This is a genomic window from Paraburkholderia sp., assembly GCF_036488505.1.
Lineage (GTDB): Bacteria > Pseudomonadota > Gammaproteobacteria > Burkholderiales > Burkholderiaceae > Paraburkholderia.
This window is the reverse complement of the sequence record NZ_DASXHN010000497.1, coordinates 1-24629: the sequence shown is the minus strand read 5'-3', so window position 1 is coordinate 24629 and position 24629 is coordinate 1. Positions and strand designations below refer to the sequence as shown.

Below are 24629 nucleotides of genomic sequence, written 5' to 3'. Positions count from 1 at the left end.
TTCTTCGACCAGCGCGGCATTCTGCTGCGTCACCTCGTCCATCTGCGTGACCGCGCGCGCCACCTGGTCGATGCCGCCGCTCTGTTCCTCCGACGCCGCCGCGATCTCGCCCATGATGTCGGTCACGCGCTGCACCGCGCTGATGATCTCGGTCATCGTGCGCCCGGCCTCGTCGACCAGCGCCGAGCCCGACTGCACGCGCTCGACCGACGTATCGATCAGCTCCTTTATTTCCTTGGCCGCCGCCGACGAGCGCTGCGCGAGGCTGCGCACTTCGCCCGCGACCACCGCGAAGCCCCGTCCTTCCTCGCCGGCGCGGGCTGCCTCGACGGCCGCATTCAGCGCGAGAATATTGGTCTGGAACGCAATGCCCTCGATGATCGAGATGATGTCGGCGATCTTCGCCGAGCTCTGGTTGATGTCGCCCATCGTGCCGACCACCTGACCGACCACCGCGCTGCCCTTGTTGGCGATCTCCGACGCATTGGCCGCGAGCGAGCTGGCCTGGCGCGCGTTGTCGGCATTCTGTTTGACGGTGCCGGTCAGCTGATCCATGCTCGACGCGGTTTCCTGCAGCGCCGACGCCTGTTCCTCGGTGCGCGACGACAGATCGATATTGCCGGCCGCGATCTGCCGCGTCGCGGTCGCGATCGACTCGCTGCCGCTCCTCACCGAACGTACCGTCTCGATCAGGCTGCGCTGCATCCTGGCGATGCCGTCCAGCAATCGCCCCATTTCGTCGCGCGACGTGACGACCACCGGGCGGCGCAGGTCGCCAGCCGCGATCGCGTCGAAGTGGCCGAGCGCTTCGTCGAGCGGACGGCCGATCGCGCGGCTTAACGTCAGGTATGAGAACGCCGCCGCGATCAGGCCGGTCACCACCGCGACGATGCTGACCATGCGGAATATCGCGTAGCTGCTCTGCGCGGCGTCGAAGCCCTGTTGCGCGGACTCGAACTGCAATTTGCGCAGCGCGTCGTCGGCGTCGACCAGCTCGTTGAAAGCCACCTGCAAACCTTTCGCGTCATCGACCAGCTTGGCCTGCTCGTTCGCCGCTATCGCGGCCGCGAATCCGTCCAGCCGTTCCCGCAACGTGGTGCGCTTCGCGGCCACGATCTGCGCGAGCCGGTCTTCGTCGGCGCCGCGCGGCAGGTCGAGATACTTTTTCCACCACATGTCGGACACCCCGCGCAGCATGCGTCCGCGGTCGATCGTCGACGCGGCCTCGGGCGTGCCGGCCATGAACGCGGCGCGATCGAGCGCGAGCCGCTCGCGCGCCGCATACATTTCGGCGTTGCCGATATCGACCGCGCCCGGCATCGCGTTGGTGAACGTGTCCTTGTAGGCGTCGTTCGAATGGCCCATACCGAACAGACCGAACACGCCGGTCACTACCAGCAACGCAGCGAGGAACGCCATCGTGAGACCGATTCGCGCCTTGATCGTGATGCCTTTATTCAACATGCTATGTCCTGTGCTTTGCAAAAAGATGGCTCCGCGTGATGCGCGCAAGCCCGCTCCGGGCGCTTTTCGAGACGGCTCAAACTGCCGCGCTGTAGCTGCGTTTACGGCATTGCCGCGGCAGACTTGAAGCATTCGTAAGGTGTGAAGAAAGACGTTAGATGGAGTTGAAAGCAACATGTACGCTCGATCGGCAACTTCGTCACACGCCGAGCGACGCACTCCACCGTTGTCATAGCGCCGATTTGGATGCCGGAGCGTCAGCAAGTTGCGCAGTGGATGCGTGATGCGGCCGCAGTGCACGCTCATCGAGCGTGACTGGCGGCATCGCGTGTGGATTCGCCGGCACGCAAACCACCCGCCGCGTGATGTAGAGACGCGGCGAACGGCCACGCAAAGGTAGCGCAGCCGTGGGCTGGTCAGATAGAGGCATCGACTTCGGCACCGGTCGGAATGGAAGGCTGCGCGCCGGCGCGCGTGACTGACAGCGCCGCGGCCCGCTGCGCGAAGCGAATCGCCGCGTCGACGCTCGCGCGCTGCGCGAGTTGCGCGGCCAGACCGCCGATGAAGGTGTCGCCGGCCGCGGTCGTATCGACCGCCTCGACTTGCGGTGCGTCGTACAGCGTCGCGGGAGCGCCGTCCAGCGCCGCGAGCACGCCGCGCGCGCCAAGCGTAACCAGCACGTTGCGCGCGCCGGCCGCGCGCAGCACGGCGGCGGCTTTCGCCGCGTCGCCGGGCGAATCGACCGGCAGGCCGGTCAGCGCGGCCGCTTCGAGTTCGTTCGGAATCAGGTAGTCGATCAGCGGCAGCCAGTCGGCCGGCAACGGCCCGGTGGCGGGCGCGGGATTGAGGATGACCGTTTTGCCGAGCCGCCGCGCCGCGGCGAGCGCCGCGTGCACTGACGCCGGCGGCGTTTCGAGCTGGCAGATCACCACATCGGCGGCGCCGAGCACCGCCTCGTGACGGGCGATCGCCTCGGGCGTCACCTCGCCGTTGCTGCCGGCGACGATCACGATCGTGTTCTGGCTCGCGTCGTCGACGACGATCAGCGCCACGCCGCTCGGCTGCGTGCCGGTTTCGAGCGCCGCGCAGTCGATGCCCTCCGCTTCGAGGCCCGCGCGCAACTGCGCGCCGTTCGCATCGGCGCCGACGCAGCCCAGCATCGACACCCGCGCCCCGAGCCGCGCGGCCGCGACCGCCTGGTTGCCGCCCTTACCGCCCGCGACCTGCGCGAAAGTGCGGCCGGCCAGCGTCTCGCCCGGCTGCGGCAAGCGCGGCGCGCGCACCACCAGGTCCATGTTCAGACTGCCGACCACCGTCACGCGTGAGCGCGTTTCGTTGCTTGCCACTTGTTTGTCCTCCGTTGCGCGCGGTCGATCAAGATGGATGTCTCGCACGCTTGCCGCGCCGTGGCGGCGCTCGCCGCCGGTTCAGGCACGCCTGCGCGCCCATCCCGCCGACGTGCGCCGGCGCCCGTCGACCACTTCGATCAACGCGCGCTCACGCCGCCAGGTCCCGCCGTCGCTCGCCTGCCCACGCGGCGGTCGATTCGCGCACGATCAGCCGCGGCGACACGACCCGCCGCCGCGCGGGCGGGCGCACGCTGTGGGCGCCCGACGCGGCGGCAATGCGCTCGATCAGCGTCTGCGCGGCCATGTCACCGAGCGCGCGCACCGACTGCCCGACCGTCGACAGCGACGGGAACGTGAAGCGCCCTAGCTCGATATCGTCGAAACCGATGATCGAGCAGTCGCGCGGCACGCTGATATTGCGCTCGGCCGCCGCGCGCAGCGCGCCGATGCCCATCATGTCGTTGCCCGCAAAAATCGCCGACGGCTTGACCGTCTCGAATAGCTGCGCGGCCGCGCGATGTCCGCCCGTCCCGGAAAAGTCGCTTTCGACGATCGCTTCGGCCGGGATCTCGATCCCGCGCTCCGCCATCGCGCGGATAAAGCCGTGCACGCGCATCGCGCTGACCGCGGTCTGCACCGGCCCGGTGATGCAGCCGATGCGCACGTGTCCGAGTTCGAGCAGATGGCGGGTCGCGAGATAGGCGCCCTTTTCGTGATCGATCTGCACGAGGTCCGCGTTGAGCCCTTCGATATTGCGATCCACCACGACGAGCGGCTCGTGCGCGTCGGCAAGGGCCTGCGCGAGCACCGCGTCGTCGCCCGCGGACGCGACGATCAGCCCGTCGATGCGCTTTTCCTGCAGCACGCGCAGGTAGTGGCGCTGCTTGGCCGGGTCGTCGTCGGAGTTGCAGAAGAACACGCAGTAGCCGTTGCGCGAGCAGCCGTCCTCGATGCCGCGCGCGAGCTCCGCGAAATATGGGTTCGTGCTGTTCGGCACCACCAGCCCGATGGTCGCCGTCGCGCGCGATTTCAGCGAGCGCGCGACCGCCGACGGCACATAGTGCAGTTGCCGGATCGCGTGCTCGACTTTCGCGCGCACGTCCGCCGACACCGGCCGCGAGTTGTTCACCACGTGCGATACCGTCGTGAACGACACCCCTGCCACGGCTGCCACATCCTTGATCGTCGCCATACCTGTTGCTCTCCTGTCGATGGCACTGGGCGCTTTAACGCTCACTGCCACCCCATGCAGTCTCATTGCCCTCGATCGGAGCCGGTGACTCCGATTTCATGCAAAACCGTTGCAAGCCTCGCGACCCATCGGGCGCCTTCGTCGAAGGCGGACCGACTCGTTCATCACCGCGCCCGGCGCACCGCTGCCCGCCAGCCTGCCCACGCCCTTCACCCGCGCTTGCGGCGGCTGCGGTATGTATCCAGCACCACCGCCACCACGATCACCGCGCCGGTAATCATCCGCTTGGTGGGCTCATTCGCGCCGATCTGCGCGAGCCCCGCGGCCAGCACCGAAATGATCAACACGCCAAAGAACGTGCTGATGACGGAGCCGCGCCCGCCCATCAGACTCGTGCCACCAATCACGACCGCGGCGATCACCTGCAGTTCCATGCCGACGCCCGCGTTCGGGTCGGCCGCCTCGAGGCGCGAGATCTGAAACAGCGCCGCGAGCCCCGACAGCGCCCCCATCAGCGCGAACACGATCACCTTGTAGGGCCGCGGATTGACGCCCGCGAGCCGCACCGCCTCCTCGTTCGTGCCGATGCCGACGAGATAGCGGCCGAACACCGTGCGCGTGAGCACCAGTTGCGCGACCACCATCACCACGACCGCGATCAGGAAGGCCGGCGAAATGCGCAGCGCGAGCGGGTTCGACAGGAAGTCGAACGCGTCGCCGATATACGCGGTGCGCGAATTGGTCATCTGGTACGCGAGGCCGCGCGCCGCTTCCAGCACGCCCAGCGACACGATGAACGACGGAATCCGCCAGCCCACTGTCACCGCGCCCGTCACGGTGCCGGTCAGCGCCGCGGCCGCGACGCCGAGCAGCGCCGACGGTAGCGGCCCCCAGCCCCATTTCAGCGCGGCCACGCTCACCACCGACGCCCCGAGCGCCAGCACCGAACCCACCGACAGATCGATTCCCGCGATGATCAGCACGAAGGTCATTCCCACCGACATCACGACGAGGTCCGGAATCTGATTCGCGATCGTGCTGAACGTGTCGTAGGTCAGGAAGTGCGAACTCAGCAGCGAAAACAGCACGATCATCGCGAGCAACGCGCCCACGAGACCCAGGTAGTTCGACAAGCCGAGCCGCGTGCCGGCCGGCTTGCCGCTCGCGAGCGGGGCCGACGGGTCGGTGCCCGGCGCGGCGGGCAGTCCGCGTTGCGCCCCGCCTTGCTCGTCAGCCTGCTTCGCGCCTGCCGCTTCACGCCACGATCGATCGGTCATGACAGACTCCGTGCTTCGTTGTTGCTATGCGGATGCAGCAGCGCGTCGCGGCTGCGATAGCCGGCGAACGCGGCGGCCAGTAGCACATCCTGGCTCCAGCTCGCGCGCTCGAAGATGCCCGTCATGCGGCCGGCGGACATCACGCCGATCCGGTCGCAGATCCGCATCAGCTCGCGCAGATCGCTCGACACCACGACGAGCGCGCGGCCTTCGCGGGCGAGCGCGCCCATCAGGCCGTAGATGTCGAACTTCGCGCCGACGTCGATGCCGCGCGTCGGTTCGTCGAACAGCAGCACGCGGCACTCGCGCGCCAGCCAGCGGCCGATCACGACCTTCTGCTGGTTGCCGCCCGACAGCTCACCGACGATCTGACCCGGCCCCGAACTGCGAATCCGCATCGCGTCGATCTGCTTCTGCGCGAGCGCGTTTTCGCGCCGGGCGTCGACGAGGCCATGCCGCGCGACGCTGCCGAGATTGCCGAGCGACACGTTGGCCGCGATCGGCTGCGGCAGCAACAGCCCTTCGCCCTTGCGATCCTCGGTGATCAGCGCGATGCCCGCGCGCACCGCGTCGGCCGGCGTGTCGATGCGCACCGGCGTGGGCGGCGCGCCCGGCGTCGCGGCCAGCGACACCGTCCCGCCGTCCTTCGGGTCGGCGCCGTAGATCAGCCGCATCAGCTCGGTACGGCCCGCGCCGATCAGGCCGCTGACGCCGAAAATCTCGCCCGCGCGCACCTCGAAGGACACGTCGCGCACCAGCTTGCCGCGCGTGAGCCGCTCGAGCTTCAGAAGCGGCGCGCCGAGCCTGCGCTCGCCGAGATCGATATGTTCGCCAAGCTCGCGCCCGACCATCCAGGTGACGATCTGCTCGCTGCTCAGGTTGGCCATCGCATCGACGTGCACGAGGCGTCCGTCGCGCAGCACCGCGACCCGTTCGGCCACTCGGGCGAGTTCCTCCAGCCGGTGCGAGATATAGACGAGCGCGACGCCGCGCGCCTTGAGCCGCTCGATCTGCTCGAACAGCAGATCGACTTCGCGCGCGGTCAGCATCGCGGTCGGTTCGTCGAGGATCAGCACGCGGCAGTCGTCGATCAGATTGCGGGCGATCTCGACCATCTGCTGATGGCCGATGCCCAGTTCGCCGACCAGCGTGTCCGGATCGATAGCATCGAGCCCGACCTGCGCCATCGCGTCGCGCGCGTTCTCGCGCAGCAGGCGCCGGTCGATCCAGCCAAAGCTGAGCGCGCCGGCGCGCGGCAGCCGGTTCAGGAACAGGTTCTCGGCCACCGACAGCGTCGGCAGCAGATTGAGTTCCTGCATCACCATGCGCACGCCGAGCGCTTCGGCTTCTGTGCGGCTCGCGGGCAGGTACGGCGCGCCGGCCAGACGCATCGTGCCCGCGCTCGGCTCGATCAGCCCGCCGATGATTTTCGATAACGTGCTCTTGCCCGCGCCGTTTTCGCCGGTCAGCGCCAATACCTCGCCCGCGCGCAGCGACAGCGAGACGTCCGCCAGCACCGGCTCGGCATAACGCTTGCCGATACCGCTGACGGACAGTACGACAGGCAAGGCGTCGTGGTCGTTTGAATCCATCGCGATCCTGGTTCCGTGGCGCTGCGGCGGTTCGTCATGGCCTGACGAAACCGCGGCTCGTCGCCACGAGTCATGCCGGCCCAATGCGCGCAACGCGTGGACACTTATCGCCGCGTTTCCTCTCACCGCGCGGCCGCCGTCATGACGTTTATCTCTGATATTAACGGCCGCGCGGCGGATTTCTTGAGCGTTCGTTGAATAAATGCGGCCTCCCCGGATGCCGCGCCGCTGCTGTGATGAGGTCTGGTGCTTTTGCGGCATTTTTTGCTGGAGCGTGCGCCTTTGCGCTGAAGCGGCCGGTCTTGCCGACACTGATCGAGCGGCTGGGCGCCGCGCGCCGGCGCTCGGCTCGCGTGTGTCGCGACCGGCGCGGCGCGCGTTGCGGCCGGTTATTTCAGCGTGTCTTTCGTCACAAGAACGACCGGCGTTTCAACGACGCCCGATAACTGTGACTGGTTCTTGTGCTCGCTCAACGCCTTCAGCGCGGTGTCCATGCCGAACACGGCCTGCTTGGCCGCGTATTGATCGGCGGTAGCGAGCACGCGGCCGTCCTTGAGCATCGGGTGGATCGCGTTGATGTTGTCGTAGCCGACCACCAGAACCTTGCCCTGCTTGCCGGCCGCGCGCACCGCCGACACCGCGCCGATCGCCATATTGTCGTTGCCGGCGAGCAGCGCCTTCAGGTTCGGATACTCGTTGAGCATGGCCGCGGCAACCGCGTTGCCCTTGTCGATTTCCCATTCGCCCGACTGCACCGACACGACCTTCGCGCCGACCGTCTGCATCGCGGCCTTGAAGCCGGCGGTGCGCTGCTGCGCGTTGGTGGTGGTCGATACTCCTTCGATGATGCCGACCTCGTCGCCAGACTTCAGGCGCTTTGCTAGGTAGTCGCCGACCTTCTGCGCGCCCTTGGCGTTGTCCGGGCCGACGAACGGCACCTTCAGGTCCTTCGACTTCAGCACGTCCTCGTCGAGCCGGTTATCGATGTTGACGACGATGATGCCCGCGTCGACCGCCTTCTTCACGACCGGCACCAGCGCCTTCGAATCGGCCGGCGCGAGCACGATCGCATCGACCTTCGACACGATCATCTGCTCGACGATGCGGATCTGGTTAGCGGTGTCGGTTTCATCCTTGATGCCGTTCGTGATCAGGTCGAACTGGCCGGGGTTGTGTTTCTGATAATCCTTCGCGCCGTTTTCCATGGTCAGGAAGAACTCGTTCGCGAGCGACTTCATCACGAGTGCAACCTTGGGTTTATGAGCCGGCGCGTTCTGCGCGTGCGCGGCGGAGAATGGCAATACGGCGGAGGCGGTGACGAGAACTGCGGCGGCAAGCATGCGGCGACGGATCCGATGGCTCATGCGTATCTCCTAGGTTGTCGGGCTCGCGGGCGAGCCGTGTTTCTTTTTCACGCGCAAACGTTTGCGATGGCTATTCTCGGGGCAAGCCTTTCGGCATGTCAACGATTCGCGCCATTGCGTCGCGTTGGCCGCGTAACCGATGCGGCGATGCGGCGATGCGGCGATGCGGCGATGTGACGCGTGCGCTCGATCGCGACTGGCGACGCAACGCGCGGGCTGCTTATGCTGGCCCTTTATTGCGCGCGGTGCAAGGGGAAATGGCGGTGCAATAGCAACGCGGCGGCCGTGGCGCGTTCGACGAGCCCGATGCGCGGCCGCGTGCGCGGGGCCGCTTTTGCGTTCGCAGGCCCGCCTGCCCGTGCACTACAGCCATCCCGCCTTGCGAAAGCGCCGGTACAGTACGACGTCGATTGCGATCATGACCAGCAGAACGACCGGGTACCCGTACTTAAAATGCAATTCGGGGATCCGCTCGAAGTTCATCCCGTAGATGCCCGCGATCATCGTCGGCACCGCGAATAGCGCGGCGAACGAGCCGAGCCGCTTGGTGATTTCGCTCTCCGCAAGCGAGATCATGCCGAGGTTCACCTGTACCGCGGTCACGACGATCTCGCGGCGGCCCTCGATGGTCCTGACGATCCGGTCCAGGTGGTCGTAGACGTCCCGGAAATACGTCTGCATCCCCGCACACACGCTCGGAATGCGCCCACCGGTGAGCTTGCTGACCGCTTCCTGCAACGGCGCGATATGGTGCTGCAGAATCACCAGCCGGCGCTTCATCGAGTACAGGTCCTGCACGATCGCGCGCGAGGCGGCCGAATCGTTCCTGTCGAAAATTCGGTCTTCGAGTTGTTCGAGCTCCGTGCTCATCGCCTCGATAATCGGGAAATAACGGTCGACCACGTCGTCGATCAGCGCATATAGCACGAACGCCGAGCCTTCCTTCAGCAGGTGCGGCTCGCGCTCGCAACGCGCGCGCACGTTCTGGAAGCCGGCGCGCGTGCCGCGGCGCACCGACAATACGTAGTTGCTGCCGACGAACACGTCGACCTCACCGATCAGCAGCTCGCCGTTGTCGTCCATTTCGACCGTGTGCATCACCGTGAACAGGCAGTCGCCGTATTCCTCGATCTTCGGCCGCTGATGGCCGTGTTGCGCATCCTCGATCGCGAGTTCATGCAGGTCGAACTCGTCTTTCATGACCGCGAGTTCTTCCGGGCTCGCATCCTTCAGCGCGACCCAGACGAAACACTCGGGGCGCGCGACGTAGTCGCTGATGCTGTCGATGTCGATGTCAGCGAGCTTCCGGCCGTCTTGATAGGCGGCGCAATTGATCAGCATGTTCGAATTACCTTGCAAGCGAAACGGACCGGCCCGCGCTCATGGACAAACGTTTTGAAAGCCTTTCGTAACACCGTATAAGCCGGACATCCGTCTGCATTAACGATGAGCGCGCGGGGGCACGGGTGGGAACAGCCGCCATGTTAAGGCGCCGCCAGCCGGGTGCGCGTATCGAATTGTTAATTGTGACTAACGCGCCAGAACGAGCAGCGTAAAGCATACGCATGAACGGCGCGCAAATCCGCATGCCTCTGGGCGACCCGCCGCAGGCGGATCCGGTGACCGTCGTCAAACGTCACCGACGCGCGACTCGTGCGCGCCGGATCGGCGGTCACTCCGCCCGATCGCGCAGCCAATGCGACGCCCCTTGCATGGCGCCGCGTTCTTCTTCATGATCGCTGAAACGAGGTGACGCGAGCGGCTCGCCGCCTTCGTTTGCCGGCATGGCGACTCGCGCCGCCCGATGCAGGATGCGTGCTCCAGGAGATTGCGATGTGGTATTTCACATGGATTCTCGGCGTTGGCGTGGCCTTGGGCTTCGGCATCATCAACGTGATGTGGCTGGAGACCAATGGCAAGTTCGTGCGCGATCCGCAACACACCGGCTCCCCCGCTGCCCCTGCCTCGTCCAGCCCGCTCGCTGAGAACAGGCGTTCGTGAGCTTGCTGGTGTTCTTCTGCGGTCATGCCGGCACCGGCAAGACCGCCATCGCGAAACGGCTGATCGGCCCGTTGATGAAAGCGGCCGGCACGCCGTTCTGTCTGCTCGACAAGGACACGCTGTACGGCGGCTACAGCGCCGCCGCGATGGCGATGCTGACCGGCGACGCGAACGACCGCGACAGTCCACTCTTCCTCCAGCATCTGCGCGACGCTGAATATCGCGGCCTCATCGACACCGCTCGCGACAATCTCGAACTGGGCATCAGCGCGCTGGTGGTCGGGCCGCTCTCGCGCGAAGTGCGCGAGGGCAAGCTGTTCGATCGTCACTGGCTCGGCGTTGCGGCGGACGTGACGCTGCGCGTCGTGTGGGTTCATACGTCGGAGGAGGCCGCGCGGCAGCGGATCGTCGCGCGGGCGAATCCGAACGACGCGTACAAGCTAGCGCACTGGGATGAATACCGGCAGCGCCGCTTCGTGCCGGGCGGTGCGGTCTGCGATGATCTGCTGAGGTTCGACAACACGGCGCCAACGGCTGCGGATTACGATGCGCTGGTGGCCAGCATCGTGGCCTAGCGGCTGAAGCAAACGCTGGTGAGCGGCCAGCGCGCCGCGCAACAAATGAAATGCCCCGCAGCGCGGGGCATTGTTGCCGGCAAGTCAGCGGGGCGTCGCGCGCTGCTGCCCGGGATAGTGGGGCCGGGGACCGCCGAAGCGCCATCGCCGCGCGTCACCCCGCAAGCGCTGAACGGCCGCGCTTCGTCATCCGCTTCAAACTGTCTCCATCATCTCCAGCGACCGCCCTTCGTACAGCTTGCCGAAGCGGTTCGCGAGGAAATCGCCGAGCGGCACCTGCTCCTGACGCACGAAGCCCTTTTGCGGCAGCTTGCGTTCGCGGAACAGATCGAGTACCGCGCACATCGCGCCAGCGGTGGTGATCTGGATCGCGCTCATCGGTACGCCGCAGACGGTTTTCGCGAAGATCTTGCGGGTGAACACCTCCTGCACCAGCTGAGCGTCGCGCATGCCGCTCACGGTGATGAAGACCAGCACGACGTCCTGTGCGGTCGACGGCACGGAACGGCGCAGGATCGTCTTCAGCGTGTCGCGGTCGCTCGACAGACGCAGGTCTTCCAGCAGGAACTGCATCAGGTTGCGATGACCCGGATAGCGCACCGACTTGTAATCGAGCGATTCGACCCGGCCGGACAAGGTTTCGCACAGCGTGCCCAGGCCGCCGGACGTATTGAACGCTTCGTATTCGGTACCGTCGAGCGAAAAATGTTCGAGGCCTTCGAGCGGCTGCACCCACTGCGTGCGGCTGTCGCGGATCGCCTCGCACGGCTGGCAGTATTCGTTGATCAGACCGTCGACGCTCCACGTCAGGTTGTATTTCAGCGCATTGGTCGGGAATTCGGGCAGCGCGCCAACGCGCATTTTCACGTCGCGGATTTCGGTGAAGCGGTTCGCGAGCTCGTGCGCGGCGATGCCGATGAAGCCGGGCGCGAGTCCGCACTGCGGCATGAACGCGTGGTCCGCATCTTCGGCGATCGCGCGGATTGCGTGGGTGGCGCGCACGTCTTCGGTCAGGTCGAAGTAATGCACGCCCGCACCTTTCGCGGCCGATGCGACGTTCACCGCCAGGTAGTACGGCAGCGCGTTGATCAGCACGTCGAAGCCCTGGATCGCGGCGCGCAGCGCGGCGGCGTCGGCGGAATCGACACGGCGCGTCGGAATGCCCTGGGCGGCGAGCTTGTCGAGCGCGTGCTGATCGCGGTCGAACGCGACGGCTTCATAGTCGCCGGTCTCGCGCAGCATATGGGCAATGGTGTGACCGATCAAACCTGCGCCAACGATCGCTACTTTCATCTGCATCTCCTTGTTATCCGTGTGCTTGTGCCGAGCTTGCAAGCGCGCAAGCGTGACGCGCGGCGCCTGCGGGCCAAACCCTCGAGCAACAGTTTAGGGAGAAGCAAAAACAGTTCATACGCGCAAAGTGCTGCGGTATGACGATGAGGTTCGACGTTATGACGACTCGATCAGTCGATTGGTCGAAAGTCCGTAAAAAAGGCGTGAACGAAGCGGACGCTCAGGCGGGCCGGGCGCGCGGCTTCATCCGATGCCGCGATCGATTTTGCGCGCGAGAATGATCGACGTCGTGGTGCGCTCGACACCTTCGAGACCGCCGATCTGATCGAGCAGATCGTTGAGCCGCTCCGGCGAATCGGCGCGCAGCCACGCCACATAGTCGAACTCGCCGCTCACCGCGCACAGCAGTTGCACCTCGGGCATCTTCGCGAGGCGCTTCTGCACAGACGGCCCGTGCTTCGGCGCGATGATGATGCCGACGTACGCGACGATGCTCGAATCGAGCACGTCCTGGCCGAGCCGCACACCGTAGCCGGCGATCACGTTGCTGCGCTCGAGCCGCGCGATGCGGGCGATCACCGTGGTGCGAGCAACACCCAGTTGGCGCGCGAGATTGGCGACGCTTTCACGGGCGTTGGCCTGCAGCAGCGCCACGAGGTTGCGGTCGAGGTCGTCGAGCTGATCGAGGCGCGGAGGTCTCATCGAGGGGGGGTAGAAGTTGGTCGGACGTGTCGCGGATTATCGCGCGACTCGGTAGCCCCGCGGCGCGATGTTGAGACCACTTGCTAGCAATCGCGCGGCACACCGTCGCCTGGTGACAACCGGAACGAACGGAAGCGGCGGTATGCAGGCGCCACGCCGCCGCCAGCGATGACACTGCGGCGCTGCCGCCGGCCGTTTCGCTTTCGTTTCTGTTGTAAGCGTTTGTCGCACTGAAACCGCATTGCAGGCATATCGTGTTACTAATAGCGCCGACGGGCGGATGCGGCAGCGGCCCCGCCGTGCGCTGCTACCCGCCCTCGGCGCGTAGCGGACCACCGCGCGCGCCCGGTCCCAACACGAACAGACATCAGGAGTTTCGATGAAAAAAGCATTGGTTATGCTGGCTACTGCCGTTTCGATGGGCGGCGCGTTCGCTCAGGCTTCCGCGCCCACGGCAGCGACGGACAACACCGCTTCGGCCGCCACCGCGAAGGCCGGCTATGAGCGCAACGTCGAAGACCGCATCGCCTACCTGCATGCGCAATTGAAGATCACCCCGGCGCAGGAAGCCCAATGGAAGACCTTCGCCGATGTAATGCGCAGCAACGGCGAAACGATGAGCCAGTTGTTCCAGCAGCGCAAGGCGGCCACCAGCGTCAGCGCGGTCGACGACATGAAGCAGTACGCGACGATCGCGCAGGCCCATGCGGACGGTATGAAGAAGCTGGTCGATGCGTTCGATCCGCTGTACGGCAGCCTGTCGCCGGAGCAGAAGAAGCTCGCCGATGCGACCTTCCATCAGGGTGGCCCCGAAGGCGCCCATCACCATCGCGGCCATCACGGCAAGGGCAAGTCAGACAAGCCGGCGGCCGGCGCGGCTAGCGACGCCATCGTGAAGCCGTAACGAAAGCATGCGCCCGCGGTGTGGCTGGCCGCGCCGCGGGTCGATATCGTTTAGCCCGCTTTCACGATACCGGTCGCGGCTATCCGTATCTCGGGACGCCTCGCGAAGCCACCCGATCTGGCATGATTCGGGAGCGCTGCGATGGCAAAGCGGCTGCGCTGAACCAACGGCTCGGCGCACCATCTTCGCCACGACGGCGTGCACTGCATCCTGCTTCCACCACCACCTTGCGCTTCATGACCGAACTCAGGAATCTCGATTTGCGTGACGATCCGCACGCGCGACGCGTCGTCAAGGACGAAACGGTAAGCGTTGAATTCGCCGCTGCGGAAGGTCAGTTGATGAGCCTCGAAGGCCCGAACCGCTATGCGCGCGGCGATGCGCTGATCACCGGCTCCAGCGGCGAGCGCTGGGTCGTCTCGCGCGACCGTTTCGATGCCAGGTATCTGCCGGCCGCCACCGCCGTCGCCCACGGCGAACCGGGCGCTTATCGCAACCGCCCGGCCGTCGTGCTGGCGCGCCAGATGAACGAAGCATTCTCGCTCGCCCGCTCCGTCGAGGGCGGCGACGTGTTGCACGGCGCGGCCGGAGACTGGGTCATGCAATACGCGCCGGGCGATTACGGCGTCGTGCAGGCCGCGCGCTTCGCGAAGGTGTATCGGCTCGCGGACTGACGCGCTTCAAGGCTTCTGCAAGGCCGCTTCAAGGCGGCCCCGGTCGCGCGCTCGAACACACTTCAACCCGCCCGCCGTTCATCCCGCTCGCAGCAAGCAACGCCACGCTCCGCCACGCCACGCCACACATCAAGCGAACTCGTCGCCGAGATCGACCGTGACTTCGCGCGGCACGGTTTCGCCGTTCGCATATATTTCCTCGAGCGAGCCGAGGCTCGCTTCGACGTACGCGCGCAGCACCGCGAAGCTGCGTCCGCGCAAGCGCGCCGGCAACGCGCGATAACGCGCGAGCGCGGCCGGTGCGATCGCGACCGTCATCACGATGCGGCGCGCAGTCGAGCCGAAGCGCATCGCGACCCAGTGGATGGTCAGCGCGGGTATGCCGTCTTCGGCCGCCCGCTCGATGAATTGCGTCTGCTCGGGAAACAGATCGCTGATGACACGCGCGAGCTCCTCAAACTCGGGATGCGCGCAGTCGTATTGGTAAGCTTCCATCAAGGCCGCCGGAAAATGAGGATCCTGAAACGGGGATCCCGAAACGTACGCGCATTTTAGAGAAAGGCTTGGGCGATAGCGAGGCACGCGAGCCCGATGCAGGCCTCAGCGGGGCCTCACGCAGGGCCTCGGCGGGCAACACGCTGGCTTCAGGCAGGCCTCACGCAAGCATCAGGCAGGCATCGCGCGGGCCTTCTGCGGATGATGCCGGGTTTCCAGGAACCCGGTCCAGACCCGCCTTACGCCACGGCCGGGCGCCTGTAAGTCCGCATCAACCATCCCGCGACAAACACCGCCGCCACCGCATACACCGTATCGACCATCGCGAGCGACGCGAGGCCGGCCTGCGACATCGCGGCGGGCACGTCGATCAACGCATGCACGACGATCGCGAGCGGCAGGATAGCGCGCGAACCGGCGCGTACGCCGCGCCACATCAGCACCGACAGACCAATCTGGAAGACCAGTGCAATCACCCGTTCGAGCGCGAAGATACCGGCCAGTTGGGGCGTCAGGCTCGCGAGAATCAGATGCACGCGCATCACCGATTCGCCCGGCAGGTTGCCGAGGTAGTCGTTGAGCCGGCCGCGGTTTTCGAGGATTGCGAACACGATCCACTGAAGCTGCACGAGCACGCCGACCATCCACGCTTCCGCACCGCCGTGGCCGAGACCGTAGGCGAGCGCGGCGCCGTCGTCGGCGCGCAACGCGGCGGTGCGCGCATCCGCGCTCGCGTCGCGGTTTGCACTGCCGTTCAGGTCGCGGTTCAGGCCGGTGCGGGTGCTCGCGTTGGTACCCGCATTAGCGCTCGCATTGGTGCTCGCCGTCGCCCGCGCGCGTCGGTTTGCCGCCGGCCGCGCCATCGCCCGCTTCACGAGCAGCCGCATGCCGAGAAACCGCCCCACTTCCTCGCAGACACCCGCGGCCAGCGCCCCATAGACGACGAACGCGACGGGATTCGACAGCAACGCCGCCGTCGTCGGGTTGCCGCGCAGCAGGTAGTCGTGCAGCGCACGCTCGATCACCATCGCGAACAGCGCGAACACCGCGACGCCGGCGATCGCGTCGCGCGGCCTGAGGGCGAGTGGCTGGCGTAACTGGCGGTAGATCAGGAACGGTAAAGCGGCGATGACGAGCGTCGCGAGCACGAGGCTCGCAAGCGTAAGCGGTGCGACGAGCATGAGTTTCCTTGCCGGGGTGGCGGCGATCACCGGCGCGCAACCGCTGCGCGCCGCAGCCCCGCATGATCGCAGATTGACCGGCGCTCAGCGCGACGTCGACGCGCGCACGATCAGCTCGCCGGCCAGCAGGCAGTCGCGCGCGCCCGTCTGCGCGCCTTCGATGCGCTCGTGCAGGAATTGGACCGCGCGATAGCCGATCTCACAGGTCGGCTGGCGGATCGTCGTGATGCCGGCGAGTTCGGCCCAGTCGGGGTCGTCGATGGACAGCAGCGCGACGCGTGTTTGCCAGTGCGCGCCGTAACGCGCCTTGAGGTGCAGCGCGAGACACAGCGCGACCGGCGCGTTGGCCGCGAATAGCGCGACGCGCGCGGGCGTGCCGGTGCCGGTGCCGGTACCTTCCGCGCCCGGCCGGCCGCTGCCAGCGAGCGTATCGCGAGCGCCGCCGCATACCGCGGCGAGCGCGCGATCCAGCTCGGCCAGGCTGCGCTCGACGTCGGCCGCCTCCGCGAGATTCAGCACCAGCGTATGGCCACGTGAGCGACCTGCTGCGCCGCCGTGCGCGTGCATCGTGCGCTCGAACGCCTGCACGCGCAGTTGCCGCGAACTGACCTGCTCGAACGGCTGCACGACGAACCAGATCTGTTCGAAGCCCTGCTCGAGCAGATGCCGCGTGCCGAGTTCGGCGGCCGCGCCGTTGTCGAGGCCGACCATATCGGCGACGAGTCCTTCCACCCGCCGGTCGACGAGCACGGCCGGAATCCCGCCACCGCCGACCGGCCGCAGCGTTTCCTCGCGCACGCCGAGCGCGTTGACGATCACCCCTTCCACGCGATACGTCGTCAGCAGTTGCAAAAAGCGCCGCTCCATTTCGACTTCGTTCGCCGCATGGCAGATCAGCGGCATCAGGCCGAGCGCATGACACGCGGCTTCGACGCCTTGCAGCACTTCGACCGAATACGGATTGGCGAGGTCGGCGACCAGCATGCCGATCAGGCGGTTGCGCCCGCGCTTGAGCCCGCGCGCCATCTGGTTCGGCTGGTAGTCGAGCCGTGCGATCGCGGCTTCGATGCGCGCGCGCAAGTCAGGCGACAGCGCGCTGATCTCGCCGTTCAGATAGCGCGAGATGCTGGTCTTGCCGGTGCCCGCTTCGCGCGCGACGTCGGTGATGGTCGCGCGGCGCGGCGCAGCGGGCGGCGTGCGTGCCGACGTGGTGCTCATCGGCTCATCGCTGATGCCAGCGCCGCGTTGCGCATCACTTTTTCAGCACGTCACGGTTGACGATATTCGTCGTCAACGTGCCGTCGAGCGCGGCGACCAGGTTCTCCGCCGCGTTGCGCGCCATCGCATGACGCGTCTCGTGCGTCGCCGAACCGATATGCGGCAGCGCGACCACGTTCGGCATCTTCAGCAACGGCGAGTCGGCCGGCAGCGGTTCGGTGTGGAACACATCGAGGCCCGCGCCGTGGATCGTGCCGTTTTGCAGTGCGTCGATCAGCGCCGCTTCGTCGACAGTCGCGCCGCGCGACGCGTTGATCAGGATCGCGCTTTTCTTCATCGCGCGCAGTTCGGCTGCGCCGATCATGTGCCGGGTCTGCGGCGTGAGCGGCACCTGCAGACAGACGAAATCCGCGCTCGCGAGCAGTTCGGGCAGCTCGACACGCCGCGCGCGATATGTCTGTTCCGCATGCGGATTCGGATGACGGTTCGTGTACAGCACCTTCATATTGAAGCCGAGCGCCGCGCGCCGCGCGACCGCGCCGCCGATGCGCCCGAGCCCGACGATGCCGAGTGTCTTGCCCTGCACGTCGAGGCCAAACTGCGCGGGCCCGATGCTCGCGCGCCACTGCCCGGCCTTCACCCATTCCGCCAGTTCGACGACCCGGCGCGCGGACGCGAGGATCAGCGAGAACACGGTATCGGCGGTCGATTCGGTCAGCACGTCCGGCGTGTGCGCGAGCACGATGCCGCGGCGCGTGAGGTCGTCGACGTCGAACTGGTCGTAGCCGACCGAGATCGTCGACAACGCCTTCAGCCGGCTCGCGCCTTCGAGCATCGCCGGCGTGATCGCGACACTCGCGCCGATGCCGCCGTCGGCGTCGCGCAGCGCGGCGCCCAGCATGTCGTGGCGCGCGGGATCGACCTCGACGACCTCAGCATGCTGTTGCAGATACGAGAGCACGTCCTCGGGCAGCGACTTCCAGACGACGATCTTGTTCATCAGCTTACTTTCCTTGCGATGGGGTGGCGAGCGTGGCCGCGCCTTTGGACCGGGTCCCGGCGGTGGCCGGTTTGACGGCCAGTGTCAGGATCACCGCGGCGACCAGCGCCACGCTCATGAATACGTACGATGCCGCGGGCGTCCCGGTCGCGCCGTTCAGATAGCCGACCACGTACGAGCCGACGAACGAACCGAGCGCGCCCATGCTGTTGATCAATGCCATCGCGCCGCCTGCGACGTTCTTCGGCAGCAGTTCCGGCACGATCGCGAAGAACGGGCCGTACGGCGCGTACATCGCGGCGCCCGCGATCACCAGCAGCGCGTACGACGACCAGAAGTGCGACGAGCCGATTGCATACGACGCCGCGAACGCGATCGCGCCGATCAGCAGGAACGGCCACACGAACACCTTGCGGCGGTCGAGTTTATCCGATGCCCACGAAGCTGCAAGCATCGCGATCGTCGCGGCCAGATACGGCAGCGCCGACAGCCAGCCGGTCTCGACCATGCCAAACGACGAGCCGTTCTTCAGGATCGACGGCAACCACAGCACGAAGCCGTACACGCCGATGCTCCAGCAGAAATACTGCGCGCTGAGTTTGATGACGGCCGGCGTGCGGAACGCTTCGGCGTAGTTGCGCACTGGCTTGATCGTGGTCTGCTCGGCGCGCAGCGTCTGCGCGAGCTGGTCCTTTTCCTGTTGCGTGAGCCAGGACACCTGCTCCGGCTTGTCCTTCACGATGAACCACCAGCAGATCGCCCAGATGATCGCGGGCGCGCCCTCGGCGATGAACATCTGGCGCCAGCCGAACGAATGCACCAGATAGCCGGACACGACCGACATCCACAGCACCGTGACCGGGTTGCCGAGAATCAGGAACGTGTTGGCGCGCGAGCGCTCGTTCTTCGTGAACCAGTTGCTGATGAAGATCAGCATCGCCGGCATCACCGCGGCTTCGACGACGCCGAGCGCGAAGCGGATGGCCATCAGCGACGGGATATTGCTGACCATGCCGGTGAGCGCGGCGCAGCCGCCCCACAGGATCAGGCTCCAGAACACCAGTTTTTTGACGCTGCGGCGCTCGGCGTAAATGGCACCTGGAATCTGGAAGAAGAAATAGCCGAGGAAGAACAGCGCGCCGATCAGTGACGCGAGCCCTTTACTGACGCCGAGGTCCTGGTTGATGCCGGCCGCCGACGCGAAGCCGAAATTCGCGCGATCCAGATACGCGAGGCTATAGGTGATGAACACGATCGGCATGATCGTCCACCAGCGGCGAATCGCAAGCGATGAGGTCATGGGTGTCTCCTTGAACGGCGTCCCGAAACGATGATGGAAAAGGGTGGGCACGCTGCGCGCGCTCGTGTTGTTATCGATGTTGTTGTCGATGTTGCTATCGATGCGGATTGCGCTCGGCGATACTACGGTCGTCGTGCTGCCGTCGTGCTGCCGCCGTGGTCTCGACGCGTTCATCGCCGCGTAGCGTGCGCAGCTCGCTCGGCTGCGGTTTGGGCTCGACTCGCGGCTCGGCTCGCATCACGCTGATGCCCCGCTCGCGACGCCCGACACAGCGGCCCGTTCCAGCGCGTCCAGTTCGGCACGGCACGGCAGGCCTTCCGAATCGCCGATCACCTGGATCGCCAGCGCGCCGATCCGGTTGCCGCGCGCGACCGCCTGCGCGAGCGTGCGCCCTTCCAGCAGCGCGCTGATGATGCCCACGGCGAAGCCATCGCCCGCGCCCACCGTATCGACCACCCGGTCGACCGGCTGGCCGGCGATCATCGCGGCATCGCCCGCGGTGCGGTAGTACGCGCCCTGCGCGCCGAGCTTCACGATCACGCCACGCGCGCCGCGCTCCAGGTAAAACTTTGCGATGTCCTCCGGCTGCGTGTAGCCGGTCAGGATCTCGCCCTCGCCGATGCCGGGCAGCACCCAGTCGGCCAGCGCGGCGAGCGCGTTCAGTCCTTCGACCATCGCCGCGCGCGACGGCCACAGCGTCGGGCGCAGATTCGGATCGAACGAGACCGCCTTGCCTGCGGCACGCATTTCGCGCGCCAGATGGAAGGCCAGTTCGCGCGAGCTCGCCGAGATCGCCGGCGCGACGCCGGTCAGATGCAGATGACGCGCGCCCAGCACGTAATCGGCGACATAGTCGTCGAGCGACAGATGGCTGGCCGCCGAGCCCTTGCGGAAATATTCGACCGCGGGGTCGCTGCCGTCGTCGTTTTTCGACTTCAGCTGGAAACCGGTCGGATAGCGCGCGTCGGTGCTCACGCAGCGCTGGTCGATGCCCTCTTTCGTCAGCGTGTCGCGCACGTACTGGCCGAACGAATCGTCGCCGACGCGGCTGAGCCAGCCCACCTCGAAGCCCAGCCGCGCGAGGCCGATCGCGACGTTCAGATCGGCACCGGCGATGCGCTTCGTAAAGTGCCCCACGCCCGCGAGCGGACCGGTTTCGGCGGCGACGAACATCGCCATCGCTTCGCCGTAGGTGATGACGTCGAGGGCTGGATGCGGGTGGGTCATGCAGGGGCTCCTGGGTGGTGCTTTGAGTGGTGCTTTGCGTGGTGCTTGCAGTGCGGGCCTGGCGGTGCTTCATGCTCCATGGCCGTTCTTGTCGCGCGGCTCGTCACCGCTCAAAGCCGCGCTAGCCAGTCAACGTAATGCGCGGCATCGGCGTCGATCCGGCTTGTGTGGAACGCAAACTCGATGCCGCGCGGCACATTGCGCGGCAGACGGTCGAGCAGCGCGCGGAATTGCGCGTCATCGTCGGCCGGCGCGACCGCAAAGCGTCGCGCACCCTGCCCCGCGACCGTCTTGCAATGGATGTACTCGACGTGTGGCGCGAGCCGCGCGGCCGCTTCGAGCGGCGCGACGTCGAGCCATGCCCAGTTGCCGGTGTCGAAGGTCATCCCAAGTAGACCGGCGTGGCCTTCGCGCGCGAGCGCATCGAACAGCTCAGCGAAGTGCGCGGGAAAGCCGCCTTCGGCCAGTTGGCCGTTTTCGACCACCAGCCGTGGATGCGCGCCGCCCAGCCGTTCAGCCACGTGCGCAGCAATCTGCGCACCATCGGCCGTGCCGCTGAAGCCCCCCAGTTGCAGCTTGACGAAGCGCGCACCGAGCGCGGCCGCTTCGTCGAGCGCGAGCCGCAGCGCGTCGCTGTCGAGCCGGCCTTGCGACCTGTACAGCGCGGCGGGCGTCGAGAACACCGACCAGAGCCCCAAGCCGGTCAGCGCCTCGCCCAGCGAACGCAGGTGTTGCAAGCTGAGCTGCACGTCACTCGCGAACAGCTCGCGGCGCACTTCGAAACCCGCCGCGCCGGCCCGCTTCGCCGCCTGCGCGCACTCCAGATGACCGTCCGTGCGTACCGCGTCAATGCCGAACGCGCTTGCGACGATCACGATCTCCACTGCCTCAAACATGTCGAATCCACTCAATCATGCGACGAAACGGTCGATGGAACCGGTTCCAAAAGCGTTTCGAAAAAAAGCGCCGAGGCGCTTCCGATGCGCGAATACTGCGCGGTGGCGAACTTGTGCGCCATAGAGAAAATCCCCAGGCGAAGCGGGCACGCGCTTGGGCCGCGCTACGGCGCCCCAGCGCGACTCATCCACCGGCCGACGTGCCATCATCGTGCGCGAGACACAGCGCGACAAACCGCTCGACCACTCGCGACGGCGCGCTCGCGTGCGGTACGAGAATCGACAACCGGCGTGTCAACGGCTGGGGGCTCAGCGACAGCAGGCGCAAAGCGCCATTCTCGTGGCGCATCGACATCGCCGACACGAAGCCGACGCCCATGCCGGCCCGCACCGCCTCCTTGACCCCTTCGACACCCGCGATCTCCAGCGCGACGCGCATCGGCACACCGGCGCGCGCGAACTCGCGCTCGACGGCCTGTCGCACGCCCGAGCCCGCCTCGCGTAGCACCAGCGGATAGGCGCCGAACGCCGCGAGTTCGATCCGCCCGTCGCCCGCCTGCTGCGCGAGCGGATGCGAGCGCGGCATGATCGCGACGATTTCGTCCTCGCGCCATGCATGGATCGCGGTATCCGGCGGCAGATCGTCGCCGGGCGGGCCTTCGATCATCGCGATATCGACCGAACCGAGCGCGCTGACGATCTCGGTCGTGTTGCCGTCGGCGGCCTGCACGGTGACGTCCGGATAGCGGCGATGGAAGTCGGCGATCAGATACGGCAGCAGATAACTCGCCGGCGTCGTGCTGGCGCCGATTCGCAGCGTGCCCTGCTCGAGGCCGCGCAATGCGTCGCGATACGCGTGCGCCTGCCGCCAGGTATCGCGCAGCCGCGACGCATAGCTCGCCAGTTGCTCGCCCGCGGGGGTCAGACGCACGCCACGGCCATCGCGCTGATACAGCGGCTCGCCGAATTCATCCTGCAACTGCCGCAACTGGCCCGACACCGCCGGCTGCGACAAATGCAAGGCCACCGCCGCCCGGCTGATATTGCGATGCTCGGCGACGGCGGCGAACGTTATCAGTTGATCGGGGGTCATCTCGTCGAAATATCCGTTGCTCCGATATTTTGCATTCTAAATCATGATTTTTCATATCGATATATCTAATTTAGGATTAGACCCATTGAAATCAGTCACGCAGTCGAAGCGATAGGCAACCCATCATGTCCACACCCACCGCACCGCTCCGCGTCACGCCCGCCGCGTCGCCAGCGCTTTCCACGCGCGGGCAGCTCAACGGCGTGCTGTTCGTCGCGCTGTTCGCCGCAGCCGTCACACGAATCGCCGCGATCCCCGCGATTGCTGCGCTGGGTCTCAGCCCGCTGATCGTCGGCATCGTGGCCGGCGCGATCTACGGCAACGCGCTGCGCGACGGCATGCCGGCGAGTTGGGCGGCAGGCGTCAATTTCTCGGCGCGCAAGCTGTTGCGCATCGCGGTCGCCTTCTTCGGTCTGCGCGTGAGCTTGCAGGAGATCGCACAAGTGGGCCTGCCCGGCCTCACGCAGTCGGTGTTGATCGTGGTCAGCACGCTCGTGATCGGCACATGGGCCGGCATGAAGATCATGAAGCTCGATCGCGATACCGCGCTGCTGACCGCGGCCGGCAGCGCGATCTGCGGTGCCGCCGCCGTGCTCGCGTTTGAATCGACGCTGCAATCGAAGCCGCACAAGAGCGCGATGGCGGTCGGCAGTGTCGTACTGTTCGGCACGCTGTCGATGTTTCTGTATCCGGTCCTGTTCAAGGCGGGCTGGCTGCATCTCGATACGGTCGGCGCGGGTCTCTTTTTCGGTGGCACGATTCACGAGGTCGCGCAGGTGGTCGGCGCGGCGAGCAACGTGAGCCCGGAAGCGACGCATATCGCGACGATCGTCAAGATGACCCGCGTGATGCTGCTCGTGCCCGTACTGCTGGTAGTCGGTCTGTGGGTGAACCGAGCCGCGCGCGGCGCGCAAGACAGCCGCGATTGCGTAGCCGGCCACGCGCCGCGCAAGCTCGCGATTCCGTGGTTCGCGCTCGGCTTTCTCGGCTGCGTCGTGATCAATTCGCTGCACGTACTGCCGCAGAGCGCGACCTCGACGCTGAATCTGCTCGACACCTTCGCGCTGACGATGGCGATGACCGCGCTCGGCATCGAAACACGGATCTCGCAGATTCGCGAAGCGGGCCCGCGAGCGCTGATCACCGGGTTGATCCTGTATGTATGGTTGATTGCCGGTGGACTGGGCATCACATGGACCGTCCAGTACCTGTTCCGCTAGGCTTCCTCGCCTTCGCCGACACCCCGCCGCGCGCGGGGTTTTGCGCATTCTGGCGCACCATCCGGGGCGATCACACGGCATACTCGTTGCTGCGCACGTTGCTCCCGCAACCCGCCCTGCGTCGCGCGCATGGCTGCATTGACGCGGCGCCGGGGCGACCGGAATAAGGATCGATCGATGAGCCTGGAACTGTACTACTGGGACGGCCTGCAAGGCCGCGGCGAATTCGTGCGGCTGGCCCTCGAGGAAGCCGGCGCCGCGTATGTGGAAGTCGCGCGCGGCAAGCCGTCCAAGGGTCTCGGCACCGGCGCGATGATGACGCTGATGCAGAGCCCCGACGAGCCGTATCCGCCGTTCGCGCCGCCGTTTCTGAAAGACGGCGATCTGGTGATCTCGCAGACCGCCAACATCCTGTTCTATCTGGGACCGAGGCTGAATCTCGCGCCCCAGGTCGAAAGCCTGCGCTACGTGGCCAACGGCCTGCAGCTGACCATCGCCGACGTCGTCACCGAGGCCCACGACACGCATCACCCGCTCGCCAGCGCGCTTTACTACGAAGACCAGAAAGACGCGGCCAAAGTGCGCGCGCACGACTTCATCGACAACCGCATT

At 66.4% G+C, this 24629-nt stretch carries 23 protein-coding genes and 1 pseudogene; 7 read left to right on the top strand and 17 right to left on the bottom strand.

From position 1 onward, the window contains the following. From VGH68_RS28475 to corA, 7 genes are all read right to left on the bottom strand, one after another. The coding region (locus tag VGH68_RS28475) for a methyl-accepting chemotaxis protein (RefSeq protein ID WP_331607077.1) at positions 1 to 1464 on the bottom strand (1464 nt) is incomplete at its 3' end. A gap of 416 nt (positions 1465 to 1880) precedes the next feature. Further along, on the bottom strand, positions 1881 to 2810 hold the full coding sequence (rbsK, locus tag VGH68_RS28470; RefSeq protein WP_331607076.1) for a ribokinase: 930 nt from the start codon (positions 2808 to 2810) through the stop codon (positions 1881 to 1883). A gap of 151 nt (positions 2811 to 2961) precedes the next feature. Continuing rightward, on the bottom strand, positions 2962 to 4005 hold the full coding sequence (locus tag VGH68_RS28465) for a LacI family DNA-binding transcriptional regulator (RefSeq protein ID WP_331607075.1): 1044 nt from the start codon (positions 4003 to 4005) through the stop codon (positions 2962 to 2964). A 209-nt stretch (positions 4006 to 4214) separates the two neighbouring features. Further along, complete coding sequence (locus VGH68_RS28460; RefSeq protein WP_331607074.1) at positions 4215 to 5282, bottom strand: ABC transporter permease; 1068 nt, start codon at positions 5280 to 5282, stop codon at positions 4215 to 4217. Then, positions 5279 to 6874 (bottom strand): sugar ABC transporter ATP-binding protein, encoded by a 1596-nt coding sequence (locus VGH68_RS28455; protein WP_331607073.1) that lies wholly within the window; start codon positions 6872 to 6874, stop codon positions 5279 to 5281. The genes VGH68_RS28460 and VGH68_RS28455 overlap by 4 nt, the downstream gene beginning before the upstream one ends. Positions 6875 to 7263: 389 nt before the next feature. Then, positions 7264 to 8238 carry a sugar ABC transporter substrate-binding protein gene (locus VGH68_RS28450; protein ID WP_331607072.1) on the bottom strand — a complete coding sequence of 325 codons (975 nt, stop codon included), beginning with the start codon at positions 8236 to 8238 and terminating at the stop codon, positions 7264 to 7266. 363 nt (positions 8239 to 8601) lie between these two features. Next, a complete protein-coding gene (corA, locus tag VGH68_RS28445) occupies positions 8602 to 9579 on the bottom strand; it encodes a magnesium/cobalt transporter CorA (protein WP_331607071.1) in 978 nt (325 codons plus the stop codon). 492 nt (positions 9580 to 10071) lie between these two features. Between corA and cydX the strand changes: the two genes are divergently transcribed. Next, positions 10072 to 10239 (top strand): cytochrome bd-I oxidase subunit CydX, encoded by a 168-nt coding sequence (gene cydX / locus VGH68_RS28440; protein ID WP_331607070.1) that lies wholly within the window; start codon positions 10072 to 10074, stop codon positions 10237 to 10239. Beyond that, positions 10236 to 10814 (top strand): ATP-binding protein, encoded by a 579-nt coding sequence (locus tag VGH68_RS28435; RefSeq protein WP_331607068.1) that lies wholly within the window; start codon positions 10236 to 10238, stop codon positions 10812 to 10814. The genes cydX and VGH68_RS28435 overlap by 4 nt, the downstream gene beginning before the upstream one ends. A gap of 195 nt (positions 10815 to 11009) precedes the next feature. Here VGH68_RS28435 and VGH68_RS28430 read toward each other — a convergent pair whose 3' ends face one another. Both VGH68_RS28430 and VGH68_RS28425 read right to left on the bottom strand, forming a co-directional pair. Beyond that, positions 11010 to 12107, bottom strand: a complete 1098-nt coding sequence (locus tag VGH68_RS28430) for a saccharopine dehydrogenase family protein (protein ID WP_331607066.1) — start codon at positions 12105 to 12107, stop codon at positions 11010 to 11012. 243 nt (positions 12108 to 12350) lie between these two features. Continuing rightward, entirely contained in the window at positions 12351 to 12809 is a 459-nt protein-coding gene (locus VGH68_RS28425; protein ID WP_331607065.1) for an Lrp/AsnC family transcriptional regulator, read from the bottom strand. A gap of 379 nt (positions 12810 to 13188) precedes the next feature. Here VGH68_RS28425 and VGH68_RS28420 point away from each other — a divergent pair, with 379 nt between their 5' ends. Next, positions 13189 to 13713 carry a Spy/CpxP family protein refolding chaperone gene (locus tag VGH68_RS28420; protein WP_331607064.1) on the top strand — a complete coding sequence of 175 codons (525 nt, stop codon included), beginning with the start codon at positions 13189 to 13191 and terminating at the stop codon, positions 13711 to 13713. 236 nt (positions 13714 to 13949) lie between these two features. After that, entirely contained in the window at positions 13950 to 14387 is a 438-nt protein-coding gene (locus tag VGH68_RS28415; RefSeq protein WP_331607063.1) for a PGDYG domain-containing protein, read from the top strand. 129 nt (positions 14388 to 14516) lie between these two features. Here the strand turns inward: VGH68_RS28415 and VGH68_RS28410 are convergent, their stop codons facing one another. The 5 genes from VGH68_RS28410 to VGH68_RS28390 form a co-directional block, all read right to left on the bottom strand. Continuing rightward, positions 14517 to 14882 carry a DUF3022 domain-containing protein gene (locus tag VGH68_RS28410; protein ID WP_331607062.1) on the bottom strand — a complete coding sequence of 122 codons (366 nt, stop codon included), beginning with the start codon at positions 14880 to 14882 and terminating at the stop codon, positions 14517 to 14519. Positions 14883 to 15121: 239 nt separating this feature from the next. Continuing rightward, the gene (locus tag VGH68_RS28405) at positions 15122 to 16063 is read right to left on the bottom strand and encodes a YhfC family intramembrane metalloprotease (RefSeq protein ID WP_331607061.1); all 942 of its coding nucleotides are present in this window, start codon (positions 16061 to 16063) and stop codon (positions 15122 to 15124) included. An 84-nt stretch (positions 16064 to 16147) separates the two neighbouring features. Then, positions 16148 to 17281, bottom strand: coding sequence for a LacI family DNA-binding transcriptional regulator (locus VGH68_RS28400; RefSeq protein WP_331607060.1), 1134 nt, complete (start codon positions 17279 to 17281; stop codon positions 16148 to 16150). 34 nt (positions 17282 to 17315) lie between these two features. After that, positions 17316 to 18281 carry a D-glycerate dehydrogenase gene (locus VGH68_RS28395; protein WP_331607059.1) on the bottom strand — a complete coding sequence of 322 codons (966 nt, stop codon included), beginning with the start codon at positions 18279 to 18281 and terminating at the stop codon, positions 17316 to 17318. 4 nt (positions 18282 to 18285) lie between these two features. After that, on the bottom strand, positions 18286 to 19581 hold the full coding sequence (locus VGH68_RS28390; protein WP_331607058.1) for an MFS transporter: 1296 nt from the start codon (positions 19579 to 19581) through the stop codon (positions 18286 to 18288). Positions 19582 to 19624: 43 nt separating this feature from the next. Between VGH68_RS28390 and VGH68_RS28385 the strand changes: the two genes are divergently transcribed. Next, positions 19625 to 19765, top strand: a complete 141-nt coding sequence (locus VGH68_RS28385; protein WP_331607057.1) for a hypothetical protein — start codon at positions 19625 to 19627, stop codon at positions 19763 to 19765. A 53-nt stretch (positions 19766 to 19818) separates the two neighbouring features. Here the strand turns inward: VGH68_RS28385 and VGH68_RS28380 are convergent, their stop codons facing one another. The 3 genes from VGH68_RS28380 to VGH68_RS28370 form a co-directional block, all read right to left on the bottom strand. After that, positions 19819 to 20808 carry a sugar kinase gene (locus VGH68_RS28380; RefSeq protein ID WP_331607056.1) on the bottom strand — a complete coding sequence of 330 codons (990 nt, stop codon included), beginning with the start codon at positions 20806 to 20808 and terminating at the stop codon, positions 19819 to 19821. A 110-nt stretch (positions 20809 to 20918) separates the two neighbouring features. After that, entirely contained in the window at positions 20919 to 21704 is a 786-nt protein-coding gene (locus tag VGH68_RS28375; protein ID WP_331607055.1) for a sugar phosphate isomerase/epimerase family protein, read from the bottom strand. Positions 21705 to 21888: 184 nt separating this feature from the next. Further along, positions 21889 to 22797, bottom strand: a complete 909-nt coding sequence (locus VGH68_RS28370; protein WP_331607054.1) for a LysR family transcriptional regulator — start codon at positions 22795 to 22797, stop codon at positions 21889 to 21891. 125 nt (positions 22798 to 22922) lie between these two features. On the opposite strand from VGH68_RS28370, the gene VGH68_RS28365 reads away from it, so the two are divergent. Beyond that, positions 22923 to 24017, top strand: coding sequence for a YeiH family protein (locus tag VGH68_RS28365; protein ID WP_331607053.1), 1095 nt, complete (start codon positions 22923 to 22925; stop codon positions 24015 to 24017). A 177-nt stretch (positions 24018 to 24194) separates the two neighbouring features. Next, positions 24195 to 24629 (top strand): annotated as a pseudogene (locus VGH68_RS28360) (glutathione S-transferase); the annotation flags it as partial.